21 protein-coding genes, 1 tRNA gene and 2 CRISPR repeat arrays are annotated in these 22,943 nt (G+C 67.2%); of the genes, 13 read left to right on the top strand and 9 right to left on the bottom strand.

What is annotated here, in order from left to right; all coding sequences use genetic code 11:
• Window positions 1-3 precede the first annotated feature (3 nt).
• The gene (gene ppgK / locus ABTW95_RS24895) at window positions 4-843 is read right to left on the bottom strand and encodes a polyphosphate--glucose phosphotransferase (RefSeq protein WP_396452281.1); all 840 of its coding nucleotides are present in this window, start codon (window positions 841-843) and stop codon (window positions 4-6) included.
• A gap of 29 nt (window positions 844-872) precedes the next feature.
• Complete coding sequence (locus tag ABTW95_RS24890; RefSeq protein ID WP_396452283.1) at window positions 873-1,193, bottom strand: DMT family transporter; 321 nt, start codon at window positions 1,191-1,193, stop codon at window positions 873-875.
• A gap of 125 nt (window positions 1,194-1,318) precedes the next feature.
• On the opposite strand from ABTW95_RS24890, the gene ABTW95_RS24885 reads away from it, so the two are divergent.
• Both ABTW95_RS24885 and sthA read left to right on the top strand, forming a co-directional pair.
• Window positions 1,319-1,957 carry a TetR/AcrR family transcriptional regulator gene (locus ABTW95_RS24885; RefSeq protein WP_396452285.1) on the top strand — a complete coding sequence of 213 codons (639 nt, stop codon included), beginning with the start codon at window positions 1,319-1,321 and terminating at the stop codon, window positions 1,955-1,957.
• 52 nt (window positions 1,958-2,009) lie between these two features.
• Entirely contained in the window at window positions 2,010-3,413 is a 1,404-nt protein-coding gene (sthA, locus tag ABTW95_RS24880; RefSeq protein ID WP_396452287.1) for a Si-specific NAD(P)(+) transhydrogenase, read from the top strand.
• On the opposite strand, the gene ABTW95_RS24875 is transcribed toward sthA, so the two are convergent.
• A complete protein-coding gene (locus ABTW95_RS24875) occupies window positions 3,410-3,823 on the bottom strand; it encodes an SsgA family sporulation/cell division regulator (RefSeq protein ID WP_396452289.1) in 414 nt (137 codons plus the stop codon). The genes sthA and ABTW95_RS24875 overlap by 4 nt on opposite strands.
• Before the next feature lie 267 nt (window positions 3,824-4,090).
• Here ABTW95_RS24875 and ABTW95_RS24870 point away from each other — a divergent pair, with 267 nt between their 5' ends.
• Window positions 4,091-4,507 (top strand): TIGR02611 family protein, encoded by a 417-nt coding sequence (locus ABTW95_RS24870; protein WP_500227529.1) that lies wholly within the window; start codon window positions 4,091-4,093, stop codon window positions 4,505-4,507.
• A 272-nt stretch (window positions 4,508-4,779) separates the two neighbouring features.
• Window positions 4,780-4,851: transfer RNA gene (locus ABTW95_RS24865), tRNA-Val, on the top strand.
• Between the two features lie 184 nt (window positions 4,852-5,035).
• On the opposite strand, the gene ABTW95_RS24860 is transcribed toward ABTW95_RS24865, so the two are convergent.
• The 6 genes from ABTW95_RS24860 to ABTW95_RS24835 form a co-directional block, all read right to left on the bottom strand.
• Window positions 5,036-6,460, bottom strand: coding sequence for a site-specific integrase (locus tag ABTW95_RS24860; RefSeq protein ID WP_500227528.1), 1,425 nt, complete (start codon window positions 6,458-6,460; stop codon window positions 5,036-5,038).
• 31 nt (window positions 6,461-6,491) lie between these two features.
• Window positions 6,492-6,785 carry a helix-turn-helix domain-containing protein gene (locus tag ABTW95_RS24855; RefSeq protein ID WP_396454884.1) on the bottom strand — a complete coding sequence of 98 codons (294 nt, stop codon included), beginning with the start codon at window positions 6,783-6,785 and terminating at the stop codon, window positions 6,492-6,494.
• 457 nt (window positions 6,786-7,242) lie between these two features.
• Window positions 7,243-8,856: a CRISPR direct-repeat array (repeat unit 30 nt; unit sequence GTCCTCATCGCCCCTGCGAGGGTTCGCAAC).
• Window positions 8,857-8,963: 107 nt separating this feature from the next.
• Window positions 8,964-9,767 carry a CRISPR system precrRNA processing endoribonuclease RAMP protein Cas6 gene (gene cas6, locus ABTW95_RS24850; protein ID WP_500227527.1) on the bottom strand — a complete coding sequence of 268 codons (804 nt, stop codon included), beginning with the start codon at window positions 9,765-9,767 and terminating at the stop codon, window positions 8,964-8,966.
• Window positions 9,768-9,830: 63 nt separating this feature from the next.
• Entirely contained in the window at window positions 9,831-10,112 is a 282-nt protein-coding gene (locus tag ABTW95_RS24845; RefSeq protein WP_500227526.1) for a CRISPR-associated endonuclease Cas2, read from the bottom strand.
• A 13-nt stretch (window positions 10,113-10,125) separates the two neighbouring features.
• Window positions 10,126-10,473, bottom strand: coding sequence for a reverse transcriptase domain-containing protein (locus ABTW95_RS24840; protein ID WP_500227525.1), 348 nt, complete (start codon window positions 10,471-10,473; stop codon window positions 10,126-10,128).
• Between the two features lie 352 nt (window positions 10,474-10,825).
• Entirely contained in the window at window positions 10,826-11,020 is a 195-nt protein-coding gene (locus tag ABTW95_RS24835) for a hypothetical protein (RefSeq protein ID WP_500227524.1), read from the bottom strand.
• A 371-nt stretch (window positions 11,021-11,391) separates the two neighbouring features.
• Here ABTW95_RS24835 and ABTW95_RS24830 point away from each other — a divergent pair, with 371 nt between their 5' ends.
• The 9 genes from ABTW95_RS24830 to cas2 all read left to right on the top strand — a co-directional run bounded on the left by ABTW95_RS24830 (window position 11,392) and on the right by cas2 (window position 20,324).
• Entirely contained in the window at window positions 11,392-11,697 is a 306-nt protein-coding gene (locus ABTW95_RS24830) for a hypothetical protein (RefSeq protein ID WP_500227523.1), read from the top strand.
• Between the two features lie 492 nt (window positions 11,698-12,189).
• Window positions 12,190-12,888, top strand: a complete 699-nt coding sequence (locus ABTW95_RS24825; RefSeq protein ID WP_500227522.1) for a CRISPR-associated endoribonuclease Cas6 — start codon at window positions 12,190-12,192, stop codon at window positions 12,886-12,888.
• A gap of 118 nt (window positions 12,889-13,006) precedes the next feature.
• Window positions 13,007-14,368 (top strand): hypothetical protein, encoded by a 1,362-nt coding sequence (locus ABTW95_RS24820; RefSeq protein ID WP_500227521.1) that lies wholly within the window; start codon window positions 13,007-13,009, stop codon window positions 14,366-14,368.
• On the top strand, window positions 14,365-15,420 hold the full coding sequence (cas7i, locus tag ABTW95_RS24815) for a type I-B CRISPR-associated protein Cas7/Cst2/DevR (protein WP_500227520.1): 1,056 nt from the start codon (window positions 14,365-14,367) through the stop codon (window positions 15,418-15,420). Before ABTW95_RS24820 ends, cas7i begins: the two co-directional genes overlap by 4 nt.
• A gap of 83 nt (window positions 15,421-15,503) precedes the next feature.
• A complete protein-coding gene (cas5, locus tag ABTW95_RS24810) occupies window positions 15,504-16,157 on the top strand; it encodes a CRISPR-associated protein Cas5 (RefSeq protein ID WP_500227519.1) in 654 nt (217 codons plus the stop codon).
• 14 nt (window positions 16,158-16,171) lie between these two features.
• Window positions 16,172-18,580, top strand: coding sequence for a CRISPR-associated helicase Cas3' (gene cas3, locus ABTW95_RS24805; RefSeq protein ID WP_500227518.1), 2,409 nt, complete (start codon window positions 16,172-16,174; stop codon window positions 18,578-18,580).
• Complete coding sequence (locus ABTW95_RS24800; protein ID WP_500227517.1) at window positions 18,577-19,074, top strand: CRISPR-associated protein Cas4; 498 nt, start codon at window positions 18,577-18,579, stop codon at window positions 19,072-19,074. Before cas3 ends, ABTW95_RS24800 begins: the two co-directional genes overlap by 4 nt.
• A 1-nt stretch (window position 19,075) precedes the next feature.
• Window positions 19,076-20,056, top strand: coding sequence for a CRISPR-associated endonuclease Cas1 (gene cas1, locus ABTW95_RS24795; RefSeq protein ID WP_500227516.1), 981 nt, complete (start codon window positions 19,076-19,078; stop codon window positions 20,054-20,056).
• 4 nt (window positions 20,057-20,060) lie between these two features.
• Window positions 20,061-20,324, top strand: coding sequence for a CRISPR-associated endonuclease Cas2 (gene cas2 / locus ABTW95_RS24790; protein ID WP_500224853.1), 264 nt, complete (start codon window positions 20,061-20,063; stop codon window positions 20,322-20,324).
• A gap of 145 nt (window positions 20,325-20,469) precedes the next feature.
• A CRISPR array of direct repeats spans window positions 20,470-22,831; the repeat unit is 30 nt; unit sequence GTCCTCATCGCCCCTGCGAGGGTTCGCAAC.
• Between the last annotated feature and the right edge of the window lie 112 nt (window positions 22,832-22,943).

Below are 22,943 nucleotides of genomic sequence, written 5' to 3'. Positions count from 1 at the left end.
GCCCTAGCGGGCGGCCTCGACCTTGCCGGGCCGCCGGTCGCCGTTCCGCCCGGCCGCCCGGACGGCCCGCGGCGGCGCGGGCTCGGCGGTCTCCGCCGGGTGCGCGGCGGCCGCCGCCATCGCCGCGCCCACGATGCCCGCGTTGTTCACCAGCCGCGCCGGGACGATCTCCGCCCGCACCCCCTCGATCAGCGGCAGGAAGCGGTCGGACTTCCGGCTCACGCCGCCGCCCACGATGATCAGCGAGGGGGAGAGCAGCGCCTCCAGGTGCGCCAGGTACACGCTGAGCCGCCTCGCCCACCGGGACCAGCCGAGGCCCTCCTCGGTGCGCGCCTTCGCGGACGCGCGCAGCTCGGCGTCCTTCCCGTCGATCTGGATGTGCCCGAACTCGGTGTTCGGGACGAGGACCCCGTCGGTGAACAGCGCGCTGCCGATGCCCGTGCCCAGCGTGAGCACCACGACGGTGCCGCGCCGGCCGCGCCCCGCGCCGAGCCGCATCTCCGCCACCCCGGCCGCGTCGGCGTCGTTGAGCACCGTGATCTCCCGCCCGGTGACGTCCGCGAACAGGGACGCCGCGTCCAGCCCCAGCCAGTGCTTGGACACGTTCGCCGCCGACATCGCCACGCCGTCGATCACCACGCCGGGATAGGTGATGCCCACCGGGCCGTCCCACCCGAAGTGGTCCACGATCCGGGCGATCACCTTCGCGACGGGCTTGGGCTTGGCCGGCCGCGGCGTGTCGATCCGGAACCGCTCGCGCGTGAACGCGCCGTCGGACAGGTCGACCGGCGCGCCCTTGATCCCCGATCCGCCGATGTCGATTCCGAGCATCTCCCTCGCCATGCCTTCACTCTGCCCGATCTCCGGCGGGCCTAAGAGTTCTCCGCGAACTGCAGGCCGACCACGCCGACGATGATCAGCGCCAGGAACGCCAGGCGGGCCGGGGAGGTGCTCTCGTGGAACGCGAAGATGCCGACGGCCGCCACGCCGAGCGCCCCCAGGCCGGTGAAGACCGCGTAGGCGGTGCCGACCGGCAGGGTGCGCAGCGACAGCGACAGCACGACGACGCTGAGCAGCGCGACCGCGAGGCCGATCGCGGTCGGCCACGGCTTGCTCAGGCCGTCCGAGTCCTTCAGCGCCGTCGCCCACACCAGCTCCATCAGCGAAGCGATGATCAGGAACACCCAGGCCATGACGTACCTCCAATAACCGGAAACCTCTCCGCTTGACGTTAACCGGAGAACCTTCCGGATACAACATGGAAGCGGAGCCCTCTCCGGTAACCTGCCGGAGCACGATCCCCCGGACGGAGGCCGACATGCGGGAACCGCCCCTCGCGGGACGCCGGGAGCTGCCCGTCGTGGGCCGCCCCCCGGCCGAGCGCGCGGACGCCGCCCTCAACCGCCGCCGCATCCTCCGCGCCGCCGCCGAAGTGATCGAGGCCCGCGGCCCCGAGGCGGTGTCCATGGACGAGGTGGCGCGCGCGGCGGGCGTCGGCGTCGGCACCGTCTACCGGCGCTTCGGCGACCGCGCCCGGCTCGTCTACGCGGTGATCGACGACCGCGAGCGCGCCTTCCAGGACGCCTTCATCCACGGCCCGCCGCCGCTCGGCCCCGGCGCGCCCGCGCCCGAGCGGCTGCGCGCGTTCCTGCACGCCCTCGCCGACCGGACGGCGGCACAGGCCGAACTGCTGGTCACGGCCGAGTCGGACCCGCCCGGCGCCCGCTTCCGGGACGGCTCCTACGCGCTCTACCACATGCACCTGGCCATGCTCCTCGGCCAGATCCGCCCCGGCCTCGACGCCGCCTACCTCGCCGACGCCCTCCTCGCGCCCCTCGCCGCGAACCTCGTCCTCCACCAGCTCCGGACCCGCGGCATGCCGCTCGACCGCATCAAGGCCGGCCTGGACGCCCTCGCCGGCGGGCTGATCGGCGGGCCTGAACCGGACGGATCATGATCCATCCGGCGAAAGGCTTTAACGGGACGGGGCCTGCCGCCAGACTGGGGGAGTGAGCGACTTCGATCTCCTCGTGCTCGGATCCGGGCCCGGCGGGCAGCGCGCGGCCATCGCCGCCGCCAAACTCGGCCGCAAGGTCGGCATCGTCGACCGCCGCGAAATGATCGGCGGCGTCTGCATCAACACCGGGACGATCCCGTCCAAGACGATGCGGGAGGCCGTCCTGTACCTGACCGGCCTCAACCAGCGCGAGCTGTACGGGCAGAGCTACCGGGTCAAGGACGAGATCACCGTCGCCGACCTCGGGATGCGCACCCAGCACGTCATCGGCCGGGAGACCGACGTCGTCCGCAGCCAGCTCGCCCGCAACCACGTCACCGTGCTGCCGGGCACGGGACGGTTCCTGGAGCCGAACACGATCGGCATCACCGGCGCCGGCGACCGGGAGCAGAAGGTCACCGCCGAGCGCATCGTGATCGCGACCGGCACCCGCCCGGCGCGCCCCGACACCGTCGACTTCGACGACCGGACGATCATCGACTCCGACGGCATCATCAACATGGACCGCATCCCGGAGACCATGGTCGTCGTCGGCGCCGGCGTCATCGGCATCGAGTACGCCTCCATGTTCGCCGCGCTCGGCACCAAGGTCACCGTCGTGGAGCGCCGCGAGCGCATGCTGGACTTCTGCGACCTGGAGATCGTCGAGGCGCTCAAGTACCACCTGCGCGACCTGGCCGTCACGTTCCGGTTCCGCGAGTCGGTCGCGTCCGTCGAGCGGATGCCGAACGGGGCGATCACCGTCCTGGAGAGCGGCAAGCGCATCCCCGCCGACACCGTCATGTACTCGGCGGGACGGCAGGGCATGACCGACGACCTGTGCCTGGACGCCGCCGGCCTCGCCGCCGACCACCGCGGCCGCATCAAGGTCGACGACGACTACCGCACCGAGGTCCCGCACATCTACGCCGTCGGCGACGTGATCGGGTTCCCGTCCCTCGCCGCCACCTCGATGGAGCAGGGCCGCCTCGCCGCGCACCACGCCTGCGGCGAACCCGTCTCGGAGATCAGCGAGACGCAGCCCATCGGCATCTACACGATCCCCGAGATCAGCTTCGTCGGCCGCACCGAGGACGCCCTCACCGAGGCCAAGGTGCCGTTCGAAGTGGGGGTCTCCCGCTACCGCGAGCTGGCCCGCGGCCAGATCATCGGCGACTCCTACGGAATGCTGAAGCTCCTCGTCTCACCGGAGGACCGGCGCCTGCTCGGCGTCCACGTCTTCGGCACCGGGGCCACCGAACTCGTCCACATCGGCCAGACCGTCATGGGCTGCGGCGGCACCGTCGACTACCTGGTCAACGCGGTGTTCAACTACCCGACGCTCGCCGAGTCCTACAAGGTCGCCGCCCTGGACGCGATGAACAAGATGCGCCACATCGCCCGCCTGTCCGGCTAGGACGGCCAGAGCAGGTTCTCCAGCTCCGCGTCGATGTCGATGAACTCGCTCTCCTCCCCCGCCGGGACCGCCTGGTACGTCCGGTGCAGGAAGTCGGCGAGCGGCGACAGCGGCACCTCGAACAGCGCGTCCCCGAACGGGGACGACAGCGCGATGTTGAGCGAGGCGTCGTCGTCGGCCGGCCAGACCTCGACGTCCCCGTCCCCGACCCTGCGCACGATGCCGACCGTGAGGAGCTCCCGAGCGAAGATCCACTCAACGGGCTCATCGTCGCCCACGTAGAAGGCCATCCGGATCGCGTACGGGTCGTCGGCCGCGTACTCGAGCCCGGCGAGCAGGGGGACGGTCGTGCGGTCGGGGACGACGAGACGAAGGCCCAGCTGCGCTGAGACGGTCGTACTGCTGTTCATGGCCATTCCCTCTTACGTCGGTCCCGCTGGCTCCCGGGGTGCTCCGGTGGGGTGGTTCTCCCTCCCACGGACATCCCCGCGATCTATGACGCCTAACTGCCTGATCCCGGCCGAACATTCCGGCGTCCCCGGCCCGTGTGATTCATCTCACCGTAGCAAAACCCCTGCCTGACCTGCGCAAAAGCCGATCTTGCCGTGATGTGCCCGGCACGGAGTACCCCCACCTGGGCGTCCCCCCGGCGCCAACATCTGGCTTAAGGTAAATCCGTGGCAATCAATCAAGAAAAGGTCTCGGAGCCCGGCCTGCTCCACCGCTTCCGCGCCCGGGTGCGGCGCAACCCGCTCCTCAACACCGCCTGGCGCGCCGGCGTCTTCGCCGTCGGCGCGACCGTCCTGGTCGGCGGCCTCGTCATGATGGTCACCCCGGGCCCGGGCCTGCTCGGCATCGTCATCGGCCTGGCGATCCTCGCCACGGAGTTCGCCTGGGCCCAGCGCGCCCTCCACCGCGCCAAGACCGCCGCCGACCGCGCCAAGGAGAAGGCCCTAGACCCCCGCAAGCGCCGCCGCAACACCGTCTTCGGCGCCGTAACGGCCATCGTCCTGGCCGCCGCGGTAGCCGCCTACCTGGGCATCTACGGCCTGACCCTCCCCTGGGAAATAGAAGACCCCGTCTTCTGGACCTAACGACCAGCGACCCCGCCCGCAGACCGGGTACCCACCGCAGACCGCGAAGCCACAGGAACAGCGCTTCGCACTTGCCGTACCGCCACCCATCGCAGACCTTCACGCGGCTCCCGGGCGCCTACACGTCAAGCCCCGGCACCACCATCTGCAAAGACGACCACCAGTCGCGCCCTCCCGGCCTGCGCCCTGACCAGCATCGCCGTCTCCCGGCCCCTTGACGGCGCGCGACCACCCCTCAAGATGCGCTAGAGTTTCCGACGTCGGAACACCCGGGGCGATTAGCTCAGTGGGAGAGCGCTTCGTTCACACCGAAGAGGTCACTGGTTCGAACCCAGTATCGCCCACCCTTACACCACAGGCCCTCCCGCACATCAGCGGCAGGGCCTGAGTGATCAACTGGGAGGTTTCTGGGAGATCATCTCCCTCCCACCCGAACGAGGTCACAAGAACACCTCCCAGGGTCATCACTCTCCGTAGCGGTACGGGCGGGACAAGACCAGCATCCCGTCCCGCCCGTACGGTGATCTTCTAGGCGCTCGCGAGACGTATGCCCGACGAGCCGGCCCGTTTCTGAGCAGTCTCCAGGAGATCGTTGAGCACCGGAACCGGGGAAGTCGCACTGAAACGGAGCCGCTCGCGCAGCGAACCCTCCCAGCGTTGCTGGAGCTTGGCCTTGAGATCGTCTCTCATGGCGTCCGAGACGTGGGAGTACACGCCCCGAATGCCCGGCACGGTGTGGCCCAGGCGTTCCGCCTGAAGCACTTCCGGCACTGCGTCCTCCAGCATCCAGGTCTTGTGGCTGTGCCGGAGCCCGTGCGGGGTGAGCCCTTCGATCAGCGGCAGCCACACCGACGGTGAGTCCCCTTCTGTCACGACCCGGATCCCTTTTCCTCTTGGGGGATGAAACGGCTGCCCGGCGACGGCGTCGGGCCAGGCCGCAACCGGTGTCCCCGGCCATAGCGTCGTGTCGACCAGGACCCGCTTTCCGGTCTGCCGAGTGTCCTTGGGGTATCGGCCGTCCGCAGCCGGCTGGAACATTCGCCGGGCGTAGTTGGAGCGTCGATGATGCGCGCCGTCCGGGCTGAGGAACAGGTACTGCCCGCGCCCGCCGCATTCGGGCGTCCGCCCTGGACATGCGCAGCGACCCGGCGTACGGACGCTCTGCCTTGACACCAGCGCCGAAAGGAAGGGCGGCAGGTCGACGGGCCGATGCGAGTCGTCCTTGGGCGGCACCATCTCCAGCCGCCCCGCCAGTTCGCGCAGCTGCCAGTCGATCTGGATCCGGTCGAGCCGGCACGCCGGCCGTTCCAGACCGTGCACCTCACCCCACCGCATCCCGGTGTAGGCGGTGAGGACGATCAGAATGAAGTCATCGTCGCGTCCGGACAGCAGCGCACACCGCTCGGCCGGCAGCAGCGTCTGCAGCGGGGTCGCCCACACCTTCTCGGGCCCGCGCACCGCGATGCCCCGCCGCGCCCGCTTCCGGCCACGCCCTCGCCGCTTGACGGCGACGTTGCTGGCGACCATCCCGCGTTCCTTGGCGTCTCCCAGGATCGTCCCCAGTAGCGACCGGGCATCGGCTGCGGTCCGGTGGGAGAACCCGTTTGTCCGCGTCCGCTTCTCCCAGGCGACGATCTCCTCTGGGCTGGTAAAGGTGCTGACCGGCCGGTGCCCGAAAACGGGAACGATGTGATGATCGATCAGATACCGGTACTTGGCCTCGGTGGTGGCCTCCAGATCCTGCCCGGACCACCACAACTCGACCCAGTCGGCCAGTAACGCCGCCCCGTCACGAGGATCGTTCCAACTATGTCGCCGGATACCGGCCTCCTGCTCCTCTCCCCAGTTCAGCGCGGCCTTCTTGGTCTCGAACCCTGATTGCGAGCCCGTGCTGCCGTCTGGACGCACATACCGGATCCGCCATTTGCTTCCCCGCTTTTCGGCATACGCCATGCCATGCTCCTCTTTGCTGTGCAGCTGCAGCTCAGAACCCGTCGCGTCGCTGTCGGACGACCGGTTGCTTGGCGCCAGCCGCGATGATCGCGGCGATGTCCTGGTCGCTGAACCGCAGATGCTTCCCGATGAAGGTGCACGGGATCGCCCGCGCACTCGCCTTCTTACGCAGCCACGACTCGCGCACCTGCAACATCGCAGCCGCCTCGCCCGGCGTGTACAGCCGGACATTTGGACGCGCGTCACGCTGCTGGGGGCTTCGCCCACCCCGCAAGGTCACACCTCGCTTCGCCGTCAAGCTGTAGGACAACACGACGAAAGCCATGCGCCCTACAGCGTCACATCAGAGACGGAGAGCACCCTTCGCAAGAGATCGACGACCTTGGCCACAACTTTGCACGTAGAGTAGTCATCCATGTACGATCCGGGCGGGTGTGTAACCGAGTCGAGAAGTCGCCCCTTCCGTCGGCGTCAACTGGACCGTTCGCGATCACAGCACACTCGGCGACAACTAGGGTCCGCTACGTCCGAGACGCGAGCACGGCTTGTCTGTCGTGAAGGGCATGGGCGATGGTGGGCGTAGGTGGAGATCATGCTGCCCTCCTCGGCAGTAGGCGCGGTACGAGCGCCACCGTGCCGGACCAGCGTGCCCAGGCCATCGGCGTAGTTGATCAGCTGATTTCAGCGACACGCCGGGCTCATCTGCACAACCGACGGATCGCTGAAAAATCGGCCTCTCGACGCCCCTCTAGCACCGACGGCACCTGCGGCTTTACCGTGGGGTCCTCATCGCCCCTGCGAGGGTTCGCAACTAGGCGAGCGCGGCGATGCGGTTGCCGATGACCTGTCCTCATCGCCCCTGCGAGGGTTCGCAACTGGGCCGTTCCACGTGCGGGAGATCCCCAACAAGTCCTCATCGCCCCTGCGAGGGTTCGCAACTGGGCGGTCGCCCTCGACGCACGCGGCGTCTCCGAGTCCTCATCGCCCCTGCGAGGGTTCGCAACGCGGTCTTCTTCGCCGACGAGCCCGGCAACCTGCTGGTCCTCATCGCCCCTGCGAGGGTTCGCAACAGTTTCGGGAAGGGAACGGTGAGAGCGCTCCGCAGGTCCTCATCGCCCCTGCGAGGGTTCGCAACGCGCTTGGCCTGCGCGTTACTCACGCGTCTTGTGCTGTCCTCATCGCCCCTGCGAGGGTTCGCAACGCGCTTGGCCTGCGCGTTACTCACGCGTCTTGTGCGTCCTCATCGCCCCTGCGAGGGTTCGCAACAAGCGCAAGCGGCGTTAGCCGCCATTCTCCGCAGGTCCTCATCGCCCCTGCGAGGGTTCGCAACATACATTGAACAGCTTTCCTCTCTCCCAAAATTCGCGTCCTCATCGCCCCTGCGAGGGTTCGCAACTACCAGGCCTTGGCCGGGACCAGGTCCTTGCTCCAGTCCTCATCGCCCCTGCGAGGGTTCGCAACTTTTTGCTGTCTGCGCGCTTTGTTCTTTTCCCGCCTGGTCCTCATCGCCCCTGCGAGGGTTCGCAACAGCCGATCGATGCGGGTGATGGTGGCGGGGTCGACGTCCTCATCGCCCCTGCGAGGGTTCGCAACCGTATGCCCTGGTCACCTAGGGTCTACGATCATGAGTCCTCATCGCCCCTGCGAGGGTTCGCAACCCTCATGCTCCGTGCTGAGACGGCGCCAGTCTGGAGTCCTCATCGCCCCTGCGAGGGTTCGCAACAGGGGCTCGGCCGCGCCGAGGTCGAGCGCGTCGCGTCCTCATCGCCCCTGCGAGGGTTCGCAACCTCGCTCCCGGATGGTGCCGAATATGCTCCTCCAGGTCCTCATCGCCCCTGCGAGGGTTCGCAACACTCTGGTCAGGCACACCGCGGCGAGCGCGATCCACGTCCTCATCGCCCCTGCGAGGGTTCGCAACGCGTCCAGCCGGCACGCCCCGTACCCCACCGAGCGTTGTCCTCATCGCCCCTGCGAGGGTTCGCAACTGGACACCCTCGCCGACCCGCCCGCCGGGCCGTGGTCCTCATCGCCCCTGCGAGGGTTCGCAACAGGGGCTCGGCCGCGCCGAGGTCGAGCGCGTCGCGTCCTCATCGCCCCTGCGAGGGTTCGCAACAAATCCCCAAAGGGGTGATCTCCAAGTGAGTTATCCGAGTCCTCATCGCCCCTGCGAGGGTTCGCAACGGCATGCAGCCCCTCTCTCTCTCTCTCTCCCGCACACCCTGAGACCGGTCCTCATCGCCCCTGCGAGGGTTCGCAACCTCATTCGGAGCGGCAACCATTCCCAGAAGTCGAGTGGGTCCTCATCGCCCCTGCGAGGGTTCGCAACTGGCCGGGAGGGGAATCGAACCCCTCTGCACCCTCCGCTGGTCCTCATCGCCCCTGCGAGGGTTTGCAACATGCGCCCGCACAAGACTTTGATGTCCTCGTACAGCGTTCTCATCGCCCCTGCGACGGTTTCGACTATTCCGATCGTTATCCTGGTGCTGCGCAGCTTTCTACTGTGTCATCGGGTTGATGGAATGGTGTGCCCCATGCCGATGGTGGTGCGGTCGCCGATGCCCGCGTAGGCGCTGAAGCGGATGAGGGCGTCCAAGCCCGCTCGCCCTTCGGCGGTGGTGTGGCGGATGTCGGCGATGCGGTAGGAGATCGTGCCGATGCTGCCACGTACTGGCGGGACGCCGGCCTTGAGTAGGTATTCGCCCATCGTGAGGCGGTAGTCTGCGACTTCTAGGTTCTGAGTGATGGTCTGGGCCGTCGCCTTACCTAGTGCAACTTCAGGAGCGAATGCGTTCCACTTTCGGTAGAGGTCGGAGAAGACCCAGTCCGGTTCGGGGAAGAGGCGGACTCTCCGCACACCCTCTTCCAGGGCGGTGAAGAATGCGACCGGTGTCGCTATCCGCAGTGTCCATCGGCTGGCAGATGCGGCACCGGCGAGGAGGTCGGGAAACGTCTCGGCTCCGGCTAGTTCGATGGCTGCGACCTTGTATTGGCAGCGGGCTATCCGCACGTCTCCGGTGGCCGCCAGAGCTTGGAGGATGGGGGCGGTGAGCGAGTTGGCCAGGATCCCGATCTCGAACCGTACTTGTTTGCTGGAGGCGTTGGCGCGTCGGTCCCGTTCGTCCAGAAGCGGGGTGAGCGCGAACGGCTTGGGCGGACGGATCTCGTGGAGCGCGGCCGACAGGGCGTCTTCGCCGGTGTCGCGTAGGGCGGCCAGGAATGCGGCGTTGACGGCGGGGCCGGTGTGCGGCGGGGGAACGGGTGGGCGCCTGGCGGCGGGTTCGAGGTGGACGATGATGCGAGCAGGCATGCGGGCCTCGGCCTTCGTCTCGTCGGGTCTGGATGCACCCTAGAGAGGTCGCGGGTGTTGCGGTCAGTCCGCGACCCAAGCCGGTCGGACGAGTGGTGGCCCCGCCGGGACGGTCCGGACCTGGCGCGCGCACGCGGGGCAGGGTGCGTAGATGCGGAGCCGGTCGATGGGGGCCAGCAGACTTTCGAGCGCGGCGGCGACGCGGTGGGCGTCCAGGCCCGCTGCGTCGGGGATGAGCCAGCCGCTCTTCTGGAACCGGTTGGCGACCTCCTCCAGCGCGGCCCGCAGCCGGTTGCGGCGGCCGTCGTCGAATACGTCGTAGCAGACCAGTACCGGCCCGTTCATGGCACGACCCACCTCAGCGGCCTCCCTCTTCCGTGCCGGCGGCGGGCTGCGCTGTCGTGCCGGCGAAACGCCAGCCCAGCAGGGTGAACCCGAAATCGAAGTTGGCGATGTAGGTCTTGTCGGGGTTGATACGCAGCCCTCGCGCCGTCAGGGCCCGGTCGACATCGGTGAGAGCCGCCATCGCCTCGTCTGGTCCTTGGCACAGGACGGTGAGGTCGTCGGCGTAGCGGACCGGGCGCCCCGATCTCCCGTCGACTTCACGATCGAAATCGGCGAGGAAGAGCTCCGCGAGGGCCGGGCTGATCGGTGCGCCCTCCGGCAATCCTCTGGGCGCTGCACCACCCCTTCGGGCATCAGCCATGGCGCAGTCACCCAGGAGCGGACGAGCTCGGCGGCGTAGGGATCGCGTATCCACCCGCGACCTGTTCCAGCAGGAGCCGGTGGTCGACCTCGGCGAAGAAGTCGGCGATGTCGGTCCGCAGAACCCACCTCAGCCCGCAATCGCGATGCCGCTGCACCTGCTCGAGCGCGTTGAGCCATGACCGCCCGGGACGGTATGAGAAACTGACCGGGTTGGCAGGATTCAACCGAGTCCCGTGAACGTTCAGGAAGGCTCGCTGGACGATGCGGTCGCAGATGGTCGGCAACCCCCGCGTCCGCAGCTTGCCGCCACGCATCAACCGCACCGGCCGGAGCGGCTGTGCCTGGTACCGCTATTCCCGCAGCAGCGTCGCCAGGGTCGTCAGCCGGGGGCCGACCTCGCGGCCGAACACGGCCGCGGTGACGCCGTCCGCCCCGGCCATGCCGCTGCCGGCCGCCACCCGCGACCAGGCGGCCCACAGCACCCGATCACTGGCCAGCCGCTCAGCCAGCCGCGCCCCTGTCCTTGTCCGCTCACGTGTCCTCATACGTACAACCGATGGACGAGCAGCGTTCCTGCCATTCACAGAATTGTCAGGAGGTTGGCGCGCACCCTCAAACTTGCCTGTGACCTGCGCAAACACCCATTTGAAGATCGTTTGTGGCGCCTCTTCAAGATCGGTTCCGAGGAGGTTGGCGCATGATCTTGCAAACCTGCAGGTCAGACCCCATAATCTGAGGTACTGTCGCAGCGATCAACACAACCGCATCGGATTGAAACTTGAATGCCCACCCCGTCTGGTTGATGTTCCACCGGTCGCAGCGATCAACACAACCGCAGCGGGTCGAAACCTGAGCTGCCTCCGCACTCTTTTTGACAGATCCCGCGGCGCAGTGCATCTCTCTCTGAGGTTCATCCGTGACTGAAGGAAGGCGCATCGACACCTTCGCGGACGAGAACATTGCGGCGGCGGTAACCGCGGAACGGCTAGCTATCGGTGCCGTGCGCATTAACGCGATTTCGATCATGCCGCTGCCAGCCGGTTTCTGGTTCGGTGCCAGGGCCAGGCACAACGCACTCGCGCGAGATCACCTTCACGCGGTCCGCCAGCGCAATGAGGACTCGATCCCCGCGATCAAGACCGCCGCTCACGTCCGGTTGCGAACCCCCGCAGAGGCGATGAGGGTGCCTAATGCAAAGCCGCAGATCGCGAAGTGCTTCTGAGGGAGGATGCAGGTCGATTCTTCATCGAACCTCCCGTTGGGCAGTTGAGCTCGGGGGCTGCTGAAATTTGGGCCGAGTGTCCCCGATGCTCAGGGCCTTTAGCCGGCCTCGCAGTACTGCGTGGTGGACGGCGGACCTCTCGCAGGGGCGATGAGGGTGGGTCAGCAGACTGCATGAAGCAAGGAACCCAACCGTTGCGACCCCTATGGGCGGTGCCTTGTCAAGGCGATCTTGTTCAGCAGAGCTCTACGTCGGGTCAAGGCCACATTCGGACAGGGTTACTCCTGGTTAGCGTTTTGGTTCACAGGTCGGCTGGATGAATGCCGTGTAGCGTCCGGGCCGGACGAAAGCCGCGACTCGCGCTCGCAGGCAGCTCTGACAGAACCGTCCATCGGTAGAAGTCGAGAGCGGGATCTTCTAGTCGTACCGAGGGACGAGAAAGGACGGGGAGCAGTGCGGATACGAGTGACATTCCATACCGGGGCCCGTGAGTTGGACTGGGACGAGGTGCTGGCTCCGGGGCGGGCTCTGTCCTACTCGCTGCTGGAGCGAGGCGCGCCCGAGCTCGGGCGAACTCTGCACGACTCCGGGTGGGGACCGCACGGGCTGGTCCCGTTCGGCTACGGGGCGCCGGTCTTCCCGTCCGCGAGGCGGCGGCGCGGTGTCTACGTCGCCGACGGCCCCGGGATCTTGGAGTTCGGGAGTCCGCTGCTCGCCGTAGTCGAGGGGTGGGCTAAGGCGCTGGCCTCGACGCCGGTACTGGCGTGGGGGGCGACCGCGTTCATCGTCGACGAAGTCGAGCCGGTGGAGGCGCCGGTCTTCTCGTCCGGGAGGGCGGTGTTCCGGACGGTGACGCCGGTGGTGATGAAGGGCGCGGGACGTGATGAGTCCGGTGCCCGCTCGAGCCGGCAGGCGTGGTGTCTTCCGGGGGAGCCGGAGTGGGACGCCTACGTGCAGGGGAACATGCGGCGCAAGGCGGTGACCATGGGGCTGGACCCGGATGTCACGCTGGAGAGCGTCAGGTGGGTCGGCCCGAAGCGCTCGTTCTCGGTGGGTAGTGCATCGGGCGGGAAGAAGCCGGGTGCCTGCGTCGAGGTAGTGGTGTCGGGCGCGCCCGAGACGCTCTCCGCGCTGCACTCATGGGGTCTGGGGCAGGCCAACAGCGCGGGGATGGGCTGGATCGGTGCCTGACTCCGCGCCGGACGTCTTAGGTGCCGCACCGGCCGGGAGGCCTCACAGGGGGTCGGGTATAGCCGACGATTCGGCTGATCCGCGGTCCCTGGTGTTGACCGCGAGTCCGTTGCAGCGCGTGGGGGCGTTTGCGCTGGCAGAGCTCGCCGATGTGAGTCATCCCAAGGATGTGTCGGGGCAGGCCCTCGCCGACGTCGTGAAGTTGATGACCAGGCATCTGCTGGAGACGGTCAAGGCCGCCAAGGCCGCGGATCCCGGCGGTTTCTGGTTGGGGGCGAGTTATCTGCTCTGGCCCAACTCGAAGCTGAACCCGACCGCGCGCGGAAAGCAGTCTCCTGCGGAGCGGGAGAGGCTGATCCGTGAGTGGCGTGCTTGGCCCGACTCCGCCGGCTGGCCGGGTGTCCCGTGTGCGTACTGCGGGCGTGCGGCATGTGACTGGTACGGGAAGGTCGACATTCCGCTCGGGGCGAGCATCGCTCATCGCAACACAACCGCGCCGGGCCACGAGGGCACGCCGCTGTGCTATCCGTGTGTGGCCAGTCTCTGGGCGTTCCCGTACGGGGCATCGCTGTCGGGTGGTCGTGCCGCACTGATGCATTCCTGGGACGACGAATTCCTGGAGAAGATGACCAGGACGACGGTCGGCCGGACCCTGCAGCAGGCCGCCGCTGGACCGTCCAAAGGGGAGAAGCCGGGCCGGTACGCACGTGAGTTGTGGGTGCTGCATGCGGTGCGCGCCTACAGCCGGCGGATCACCTCCGGTGTGGAGTTGATCGTCCTGTCCAACTCCAACAAGGAGCAGTTGTTCGCGACTCAGGAGCTGAGCCAGCCGGTCGCGGAATGGCTGCGCTCCACCAACCGGGATCCGGAGCGCCGCGCCGGATACCCGACCTTGGCCGCGACCCAGGCGACCAAGCAGGTTCCAGGCGAGGCGTTCTTGGCCAAGCGGGCTTTCACCCGGCCCGCACAGGTTGTGGACTTCGCGATCGGTCACATTCTCGGCCTGATCTCGCCGAGGGTCCTCATTCCCGCTGAGGCCAAGGTCTTGGCCCCGCTCTTGTACTCGTACTGCCGTGAGGTGCTGACCATGGACGACAAGGACGTCGAGCGGATCAAGGAACTGGCAGGACGTCTGGCCGCGCTGCTGGGGCAGGACAGCCGTCCGGGGCCGTTCCGGGACTTCATCCGCGCGAACAGCAAGGGCGGGAACCTGTACGGCTGGTTCCGCTCCAAGGGCGTGGACTGGCTACTGTTCCCGCGGCCCAGGGACACCTCGGCGGTCCTGCTTCCGGTGCGGGAGTACCGGTTGCTGTTCGAGGACGAGCGGTCCTGGTCCTGGCGGCGGCTGCTGGTCTTCGCCGTGCTGGAGGCGCTGGCCGAGGCGGGGTGGGAGCCGAAGGGCTCGCAGGAGGAACTCCAAGAGATCAAGGACCTGGCCGACGCCGCCGGCGGCGACCAGGAGGAAGGGGCGGAACAGTGACGTTCCTGGTGGGGCAGCAGATTCTGGAGATCAAGGCCGGTGCGCCGAACAACGGCCGCGGCGAGGACAACCGCGGCATGGTCAAGCAGTTCACGGTGGGCAGGAGCGACAAGTACCCGTACGTGTCGGCCCAGGCGAGCCGCCGCTGGCTGCGTGACAGCCTGCCGGCCGGAGAGCCGACCTCGCCGGTGATCCGCAGCGGCGAGGGCAAGAAGCAGCAGGCGTACACCCGCGGCCGTCCCGACCTGTACCTGGACGACGACCTGTTCGGCTACATGATCGCGGTCAAGGCGAACGACGCGGGAGCGAACAAGGGCGAGTCGAAGACGTTCATGCGCGACACCGTCCTTGCCACCGGCACGCTGGTCTCGGTCGTGCCCAGCAAGCCGGTCATGGACTTCGGGACGATGAGCCGGGACTTCGAGCCCGGCACCCACCCGGTGATCCACGAGCACGAGATGTACACCGCGGACCTGGCCGGCGACCTGCTTCTGGACCTGCCGCGCGTCGGGACCTTCGAAACCGGCGGCCGGACCACGAAGGCCGCGCTGCCCCCGCGCCTGGCGGACGAGGTGATCAAAAAGGGCGGCAGCGAGGTCGTGCTGCGCGGCGTCCAGTGCGTGCGGTTGCCGCTCGACGAGCGGCGCCGGCGGGTGGCGGTGCTGCTGCGGACCATGGCCATGGTCAAGGGCGGGGCCAAGCAGTCGGCCCACTACGGCGATCGCACGCCGGGCCTGGTGGTCCTGGCGCCGGTCAAGGGCGGCACCAACCCCTTCACCAGGGTCGTCCGGGAACGTGAGAAGGTGACGTACTTCGACCCCGACGTCCTGCGCGAGGAGATCGGCGCCTGGTCGGACGAGTTGGACGGCCCGGTCCGCGTCGGGTGGGCGCCCGGTTTCCTGGGCGGTCAGCGCGACCGGGCGAGCAGCGATCTCGCCGACCTCGTCAAGGACGAGAAGCTGATCTTCGGCCACCCGCGCACGGTGCTGAACACCCTGGCCTCGGAGATCGAGGCCGGAGACCACGACCCCTGGTTCGACGACCCGGTGTAGCCGCATCACATTGATCATCGGCCCTTCGAGGGGAGCCTTCGCCGTCCACAACGCGCCGTCCATGCCGCTGCGAGGAGCACATCATGCCCGAGGCCTTGGAGCTGACCGTCACCGCGCCGGTCGTCAGTTTCCGTAACCCCCTCTACGACGGGCTGCAGGTCGGGCTGCCCTGCCCACCCCCGTCCACTGTCGGCGGGATGCTCGCCGCGGCGGCCGGAGGGTGGGACTGCGTCCCCGACGACACTCGTTTCGCCATGGCTTTTCATGCCGCCGGCGCGGGCAGGGACCTGGAGACCTACCATCCCCTCGGCAGCCCCGGCACGCCGACCAACGTCACCATCAAGGACCGCGAATTCCTCGCCCGAGTAACGCTGACCGTGTGGCTTGTCGACGACACCGACCTGTGGACGCGGGCGATCCGCCGCCCGGTCTGGCCCCTTAGGCTCGGCCGCAGCCAGGACCTGGTCACAGCGACCACCGAACTCGTCCAGCTGACCGGGGGGAGCGGCCGTCAGGGGCATGCCGTCGTCCCCTTCGACGTGCCGGGCGCGGCGGGCACGGCGATGCGGCTGACCACGGTCATCTCCGACGACCGCGCCCGATTCAAATGGGACAGCTACCGATACGCGCCATCGGGTGCTCGCGCCGAGATCGACACCGGGCTGGCCACCGAGCAGGGACAAGCCGTCGCGATGCTCCCGCCCGTCCATCCGAACCAGCTGGCCCCCGTCGCCTGAAGCCCGGAGCAGCCGTGAGGAACCTCCGCGCGAAGAGCTCCACCAAGCCGGGCGTGCCCGGTGAACTGCTGACCAGCCATCTGCGCAACACCCTGGAAGCCGTCGAAGTGATCCGGGCGCGGATCGGCGACATCCCCGGCCTGCCCGCCGACTTCTGGACCTGGGCGGCGCTCGCCGCGCTTCTTCACGACACCGGCAAGCTTCCGGACGGGTTCCAGCGGATGATCGGCAACACCGGTCAGGAGCCGGCCGTCTGGGGCGAACGACACGAAATGCTCTCCTTGGGATTCGTGGAGCTTCTGCTCACGGACCTTCCCGACGAGCACCGCCAATGGGTCGCGGCCGCAGTGGCAGGCCACCACCGTCCGTTCACCTCGGGCCTTGAGGCACCGCCCAAACTGCCCCTGTTCACGCAGTACGGCGACGACCAACCCGACGACTTCGCCCGCCGTTTCGCTCCTGCCGACGAGCGCCACCTGGCCGACCTCATGGAATGGTTACACACCACCGGCCTCCGCCACCGTCTACCGGTCGGCGAATCCGTCCCGCGCGCGGACCTCCGGCGACTGACCGACGCGGCTCACAGACTCTTCCAGGACGTCATGGATCGGTGGGAATGGAAACTGCCACCCGGCGACGCCGACGGGCGAACAGCCGTCTTGTTACTGGGCGTCGTCACCATGGCCGACCACCTCTCCTCAGCGCACTCCCCACTGGAGACCAGACATCCGCTGGATGAGACCTATCTCGCTCGGCTGACCGACCGCCTCGCCGCGCGAGGCGATGCGCTCCGGCCCCAGCAGCGCCAGGCCGCCGACGTCACTGGCAACCTCCTCCTCCGCTCATGGACGGGAAGCGGCAAAACCGAAGCCGTCCTGCTCTGGGCGGCGACTCAAATCGCCGACATGGCGTCTCGCGCCAACGGCAACCCGCGCGTGTTCTACCTATTGCCCTACCTGGCCAGCATCAACGCGATGACCGGCCGCCTGCGTGAAGACCTGGACGCCCCGGATGCGATCGGCGTCGCTCATTCAAAGGCGGCCTCGTACCATCTCGCGCAATCCCTCGCCGAAGGCTGCCCCGACGGCGACAGGGCCCCGGTCGATGCCGCGTCCAAAGCCCATTCCAGGGCGGAAGCGACGAAGAACTTCCGCGAACTCCTGCGCGTCGGCACCCCTTACCAGTTTCTTCGCGGCGCCTTGGCCGGCCCCGTCCACTCCAGCATCCTGGCCGACAGCGCCAACTCGATCTTCGTCCTGGACGAGCTGCATGCCTATGACGCACGCCGCCTCGGCATGCTCCTCGCCATCATGAGCTTCTGGCAGGATCTCGGCGGACGCGTCGCAGTGCTCTCCGCGACCCTGCCGACCGCCCTGGCAAAGCTGGTGACCGACACTCTCGGAGGGCACACCACTCTGGTCGAGCCGCCTGCCGGAATCCGACCGCCGATCCGCCACCGGCTCCACATCCGCAAGGACCACCTCACCGCGGACGTCTCCCTGAAGGAGATACGCGGACGGCTTGCCGATGGCCAGTCCGTCCTGGTCGTGGCCAACAACATCCGCGACGCGATCGGGCTCTATGAGAACCTCCGGCCCCACTGCGTCGAACTCCACGGCGAAGACTCCGCCCATCTCCTGCACTCGCGGTACCGCCGGATGGACCGAACCGCCATCGAAACCCGCATCCGGGAACGTTTCGCCAGCGGAAAACCCCGGCGGCCGGGCCTGCTGGTCGGAACCCAAGCGCTCGAAGTCTCCCTCGACCTCGACCTCGACGCCTGCCACACCTCCGCCGCGGACCTGGAAGCCCTCGTCCAACGCTTCGGCCGCGTCAACCGCCTCGCCACGCTGGAGCCTGCCCCGGTCATTGTCCACCAACCCGCCTACACCACCCGGCGCGGAGGCGGAGGCGAACTGTGGGCCGACGGTGTCTATGAGGCCGAGCCAACCGAACTCGGCTGGGACATCCTCACCCGCCATGATGGACAGACAGTCAACGAACAGGTCATCACCACGTGGCTCGACGAAATCTACGCAAGCCCCTGGGGACGGAAGTGGTCTGAAGAAGTCGACCATAACCGGCGGTATTTTGAGAAATCATTTCTGCACTTTCGTCAGCCCTTCGACGACCGCTCCCTGCTAGCCGAAGCCTTCGACGCGCAGTTCGATGGAATAGAAGCAATCCTCAAAGAAGACCACGAGAACTACCGGGCTGCGCTGGAGAAGGGATCCGATAAGAAAACCGGGCGACTTTACGCTGACCAGTACCTCCTTCCTCTGCCGGCATGGGCCGTAAGGCTCGGTTCCTACGACAAACGCCTCAAGGTCCGCATCATCGACGCCGAGTACGACCCCACGCTGGGATTGCGGAACATCCGCGATGATCCGCAACAGGTGTATCAAGCGGGTGAGATCCTATGATCGACGCTGACGACGTCGGCGGCGTGCACATCAAGTACCTCTACCACTGCCCCCGGCAGCTCTGGCTCTACCTCCGAGGCGTCCGCCCCGAGTACCTGAGCAGCCTTGTCCAACTCGGTGAAGCCGTCCACGAAACCTCGTACAGCCGCAGTAGCCCCATCGACCTGGGCGCCGCCAAGCTCGACTTCGTTGACGGCCAAAGGTGGGTCCACGAAGTCAAATCATCGACCAGGCCGAGTCCTGCAGACGAAGCCCAGGGACGCCACTACTGCTATCGCCTCAAACAAATCGGAATCGACGCCGAAGGGACGATCCTGCATTACCCCAAGACCCGCCGCGCCCACCGCTACCCCTACACGCCAGAGGCCGCCCAGCAGGCACAGACCGACATCGCCGACGTCCTCGCAGTCGCCGCAGCCCCCTCATCCCCCGAACGACTCGCGCGTTCCGCCTGCAGAGGATGCAGCTTCACCGACTACTGCTGGATGGAATGACATGCCCGCCGCCGCACGCACCTACTGGCTCACCAGCCCCTGCCGGATCCGCCGCAAAGACGAATCACTCGTCATCGAACGCGAATCAGCCGGCAAGGTTCACATCCCCATAACAGACGTCCGCGACATCGTCGCCTGCGCCGAAACCGACATCAACACCTCTGTCGTCGCCCTCCTGAACCGCCACCGCATCAACGTCCACCTGCTCAGCTACTACGGCGACTACGCAGGATCGCTCCTTACCTCCGAAACGAGCACCTCCGGCGAGACAGTCCTGGCCCAAGCGCGGCTGGCCGAAAACCCCGAAGCGGCTTTGGACATCGCCCGCTCCATCGTCGGCTCCACCGCCTTCAACGTCCGTCGCGTCATCGACCGGAAACTGCTCGCCCGCCCATACGCCACCCTGGAGAACAACCTCAAATCAGCGGAGAGCTCCGCTCACCTCATGGGCATCGAAGGCACCTTCCGACGATCCGCATGGGAGGTACTCGACACCAAACTCCCCGACTGGCTTCAGCTCGGGGGCCGCAGCCGCCGCCCGCCAAAGAACGCCGGCAACGCGTTCATCAGCTACGTCAACGGCATCACCTACGCCCGCGCCCTGACAGCCTTGCGCCTGACACCCCTCCATACGGGCATCGCCTTCCTGCACAGCAGCATGGAACGTCAGCGACACTCCCTGGTCCTCGACCTCGCGGAAATGTTCAAACCGCTGTTCGCCGAACGCCTGCTCTTACGGATGTCATCACGCAACCAGATCAGGCCGCACCACTTCGACAGCGAGGCCAACCAGGCAATGCTGAGCGAGAGCGGCCGCAAGCTCGTCGTTCAAGCCGTCCGCGACGAGCTCGCCGTCACCGTCGCCCACCGTACCCTCGGCCGCTCCGTCGCCTACGACGAACTCCTCTACCTCGACGCGCTCGCACTCACCCGACGCTGCCTTGAAGGAACCCCGTACAAGCCATTCAGAATCTGGTGGTGAGGGCGTGCACGTCATAGTCGTCTACGACACCGCAGCCGAACGGAACCCCCGAATCCTGCGGACCTGCCGCAAGTACCTGCACCATGTGCAACGCAGCGTCTTCGAGGGACAGGTCAGCGCGGCCCAACTCCGGCGCTTCCAAAGGGAAGTCGAAACCCTCCTGGACCTTAGCTACGACAACGTCATCGTCTACACCTTCCCACCTGGAACAACGCCCATCCGGCACGCCTGGGGCGCCGCAGAGCCGGCCCCCACCGACGTGCTGTAGCCCGCCACGATGCTTCCGGTGAACAGGAGTCGATCAAGTAAATTTCAGCGACACGCCGGGCTCAGCAACACAACCGGCGGATCGCTGAAGAACTCGTGCAAGAGCGGGGCCGTATCATGTTCTCGACCTGCGACTTTACCTTCGGGTCCTCATCGCCCCTGCGAGGGTTCGCAACCCGGGACGGGGCGCGGAAGGGCGGGGGCGCTGGTATATGGTCCTCATCGCCCCTGCGAGGGTTCGCAACTCCGACCACCCATCCGGGAGGCTTGCGCCGTAGAGCGTCCTCATCGCCCCTGCGAGGGTTCGCAACGTTCACGAAATGGTGCTCCACCTGGCCATTCCCACGTCCTCATCGCCCCTGCGAGGGTTCGCAACATACACTCAATCAAGTTCTCAACATCCGCAACGGGTCCTCATCGCCCCTGCGAGGGTTCGCAACCGGGCCGCGCGGACCTGCTCGGCGGGAGGGTCCATCACGTCCTCATCGCCCCTGCGAGGGTTCGCAACGACGCAGCTTGCGGTAATCCTCAGCATACGTTGCGAGAGTCCTCATCGCCCCTGCGAGGGTTCGCAACCTCTATCTCTTCTTCCGACATACTTCTTCCAACGGGTATCGTCCTCATCGCCCCTGCGAGGGTTCGCAACGTCATTGGCCGTTACCTTCGACCAAACGGAAACCTTGGTCCTCATCGCCCCTGCGAGGGTTCGCAACACATGACACCCACGGGTGTCACCGGCGCGCGAGAGTCCTCATCGCCCCTGCGAGGGTTCGCAACCGGACCTGCCGCTCGTGGGCGGGCAGCACGGCGGGCAGGTCCTCATCGCCCCTGCGAGGGTTCGCAACGTCTCGCGGATGCGGGCGTTGCGGGCGACCGCCGGGGTCCTCATCGCCCCTGCGAGGGTTCGCAACGCATCACTGGCCACCCCCGGCCGGGACGTAGCGGGCGTCCTCATCGCCCCTGCGAGGGTTCGCAACGCAACTCGCCGGTGTGGTTCCCCAAGACGATCATTGGTCCTCATCGCCCCTGCGAGGGTTCGCAACAACTGGGAGACGCATGCACCGAAGAACGTAACTGAGCGTCCTCATCGCCCCTGCGAGGGTTCGCAACAACCTTCGTTACTGGCTTATCAGGCCAGCGTTCTAGTCCTCATCGCCCCTGCGAGGGTTCGCAACAAGGACTGGATAACCTTTTCGAGAATGTCTCTTTCGGGTCCTCATCGCCCCTGCGAGGGTTCGCAACGGGTGTCCGCCCTGTGCGCGCCACTGGGCGAGGGGGAGTCCTCATCGCCCCTGCGAGGGTTCGCAACCGGACGTAGCGCCCGGTGTACCCGCGGACCTGGACGAGTCCTCATCGCCCCTGCGAGGGTTCGCAACCCTCCAGGGTGAGCGAGCCGTCCACGGTGTAGTCGGTGTCCTCATCGCCCCTGCGAGGGTTCGCAACATGATGACGGCGTAGCCCGGCTCATCCCATTCGCTCGTCCTCATCGCCCCTGCGAGGGTTCGCAACATGCCCTACGGCACCCCCTACGGGGCTGTTCTTCCCGTCCTCATCGCCCCTGCGAGGGTTCGCAACCCTTAGCCAATGTTCCCCCTCAGAACAGAGCCGGCTGTCCTCATCGCCCCTGCGAGGGTTCGCAACCTGCGCGGCAACTGTGGCCACGCCTCAAACTCCTTATGTCCTCATCGCCCCTGCGAGGGTTCGCAACTAGCCGTGTGTATAGGGGCGTTCGAACGCGGCTGCTCGTCCTCATCGCCCCTGCGAGGGTTCGCAACCCGGAGTGTGCCATTTGAGAGTCACGGACCCGTCAGGCGTCCTCATCGCCCCTGCGAGGGTTCGCAACGTGCCGCCCGTATGGTGCGGCCCGCTAGGCATTCCGCCGTCCTCATCGCCCCTGCGAGGGTTCGCAACCCGAGGACTTCGCCAAGAAGGCCCGCTTCTCCGCGTCCTCATCGCCCCTGCGAGGGTTCGCAACAAGCCATTCGCGCCGGCAAGCTCAGCCGCAACCAGTCCTCATCGCCCCTGCGAGGGTTCGCAACGCGTCCCCGTTCGAGGGGATGACGATCTATGAGACGGAGTCCTCATCGCCCCTGCGAGGGTTCGCAACCGGAGTTCCGCGTTTTTCTCCCCGAGCCACTCCGCGTCCTCATCGCCCCTGCGAGGGTTCGCAACCTCGTGCCCGGCCTCCTGCAAACGGAGGCGTACGCGTCCTCATCGCCCCTGCGAGGGTTCGCAACAGACATCCGAGGGGGTAGACGTGTGGACACCTGGACAGGGTCCTCATCGCCCCTGCGAGGGTTCGCAACGCGATGTTGGCCGCGTCTACCCGGAACGCGTCTAAGAAGTCCTCATCGCCCCTGCGAGGGTTCGCAACTGGGCCAGGTCCGCCGCTGGGTTGGACCGTACGCGAGTCCTCATCGCCCCTGCGAGGGTTCGCAACTATTGGCCGATCTCGCCGGCCCAAATGGCGGAGTTAGCGTCCTCATCGCCCCTGCGAGGGTTCGCAACATGTTGCACGAGCGTCGTGTCGACGACGCGTGAAAACTGACCCCCAGGCGACGGCCGAAATCTGACCCCTTTGCTGTCACTGTGGAGGGTGATCAAGGTGGAGGACTGGGCG

Origin of the sequence: Spirillospora sp. NPDC127506 (assembly GCF_040302145.1) — a bacterium.
Taxonomy (GTDB): Bacteria; Actinomycetota; Actinomycetes; order Streptosporangiales; family Streptosporangiaceae; genus Spirillospora.
Note: the sequence above shows the minus strand (reverse complement) of the source record. Positions and strands in the feature narration are given on the sequence as shown.

What these genes read in the sequence shown, in the direction of transcription:
- ppgK (WP_396452281.1), bottom strand. Translation starts at nt 843, where the DNA reads ATGGCGAGGGAGATGCTCGGAATCGACATCGGCGGATCGGGGATCAAG.
- ABTW95_RS24890 (WP_396452283.1), bottom strand. Translation starts at nt 1,193, where the DNA reads ATGGCCTGGGTGTTCCTGATCATCGCTTCGCTGATGGAGCTGGTGTGG.
- ABTW95_RS24885 (WP_396452285.1), top strand. Translation starts at nt 1,319, where the DNA reads ATGCGGGAACCGCCCCTCGCGGGACGCCGGGAGCTGCCCGTCGTGGGC.
- ABTW95_RS24875 (WP_396452289.1), bottom strand. Translation starts at nt 3,823, where the DNA reads ATGAACAGCAGTACGACCGTCTCAGCGCAGCTGGGCCTTCGTCTCGTC.
- ABTW95_RS24860 (WP_500227528.1), bottom strand. Translation starts at nt 6,460, where the DNA reads ATGGCGTATGCCGAAAAGCGGGGAAGCAAATGGCGGATCCGGTATGTG.
- ABTW95_RS24855 (WP_396454884.1), bottom strand. Translation starts at nt 6,785, where the DNA reads ATGGCTTTCGTCGTGTTGTCCTACAGCTTGACGGCGAAGCGAGGTGTG.
- cas6 (WP_500227527.1), bottom strand. Translation starts at nt 9,767, where the DNA reads ATGCCTGCTCGCATCATCGTCCACCTCGAACCCGCCGCCAGGCGCCCA.
- ABTW95_RS24845 (WP_500227526.1), bottom strand. Translation starts at nt 10,112, where the DNA reads ATGAACGGGCCGGTACTGGTCTGCTACGACGTATTCGACGACGGCCGC.
- ABTW95_RS24840 (WP_500227525.1), bottom strand. Translation starts at nt 10,473, where the DNA reads ATGGCTGATGCCCGAAGGGGTGGTGCAGCGCCCAGAGGATTGCCGGAG.
- ABTW95_RS24835 (WP_500227524.1), bottom strand. Translation starts at nt 11,020, where the DNA reads ATGAGGACACGTGAGCGGACAAGGACAGGGGCGCGGCTGGCTGAGCGG.
- cas5 (WP_500227519.1), top strand. Translation starts at nt 15,504, where the DNA reads ATGCCCGAGGCCTTGGAGCTGACCGTCACCGCGCCGGTCGTCAGTTTC.
- ABTW95_RS24800 (WP_500227517.1), top strand. Translation starts at nt 18,577, where the DNA reads ATGATCGACGCTGACGACGTCGGCGGCGTGCACATCAAGTACCTCTAC.
- cas1 (WP_500227516.1), top strand. Translation starts at nt 19,076, where the DNA reads ATGCCCGCCGCCGCACGCACCTACTGGCTCACCAGCCCCTGCCGGATC.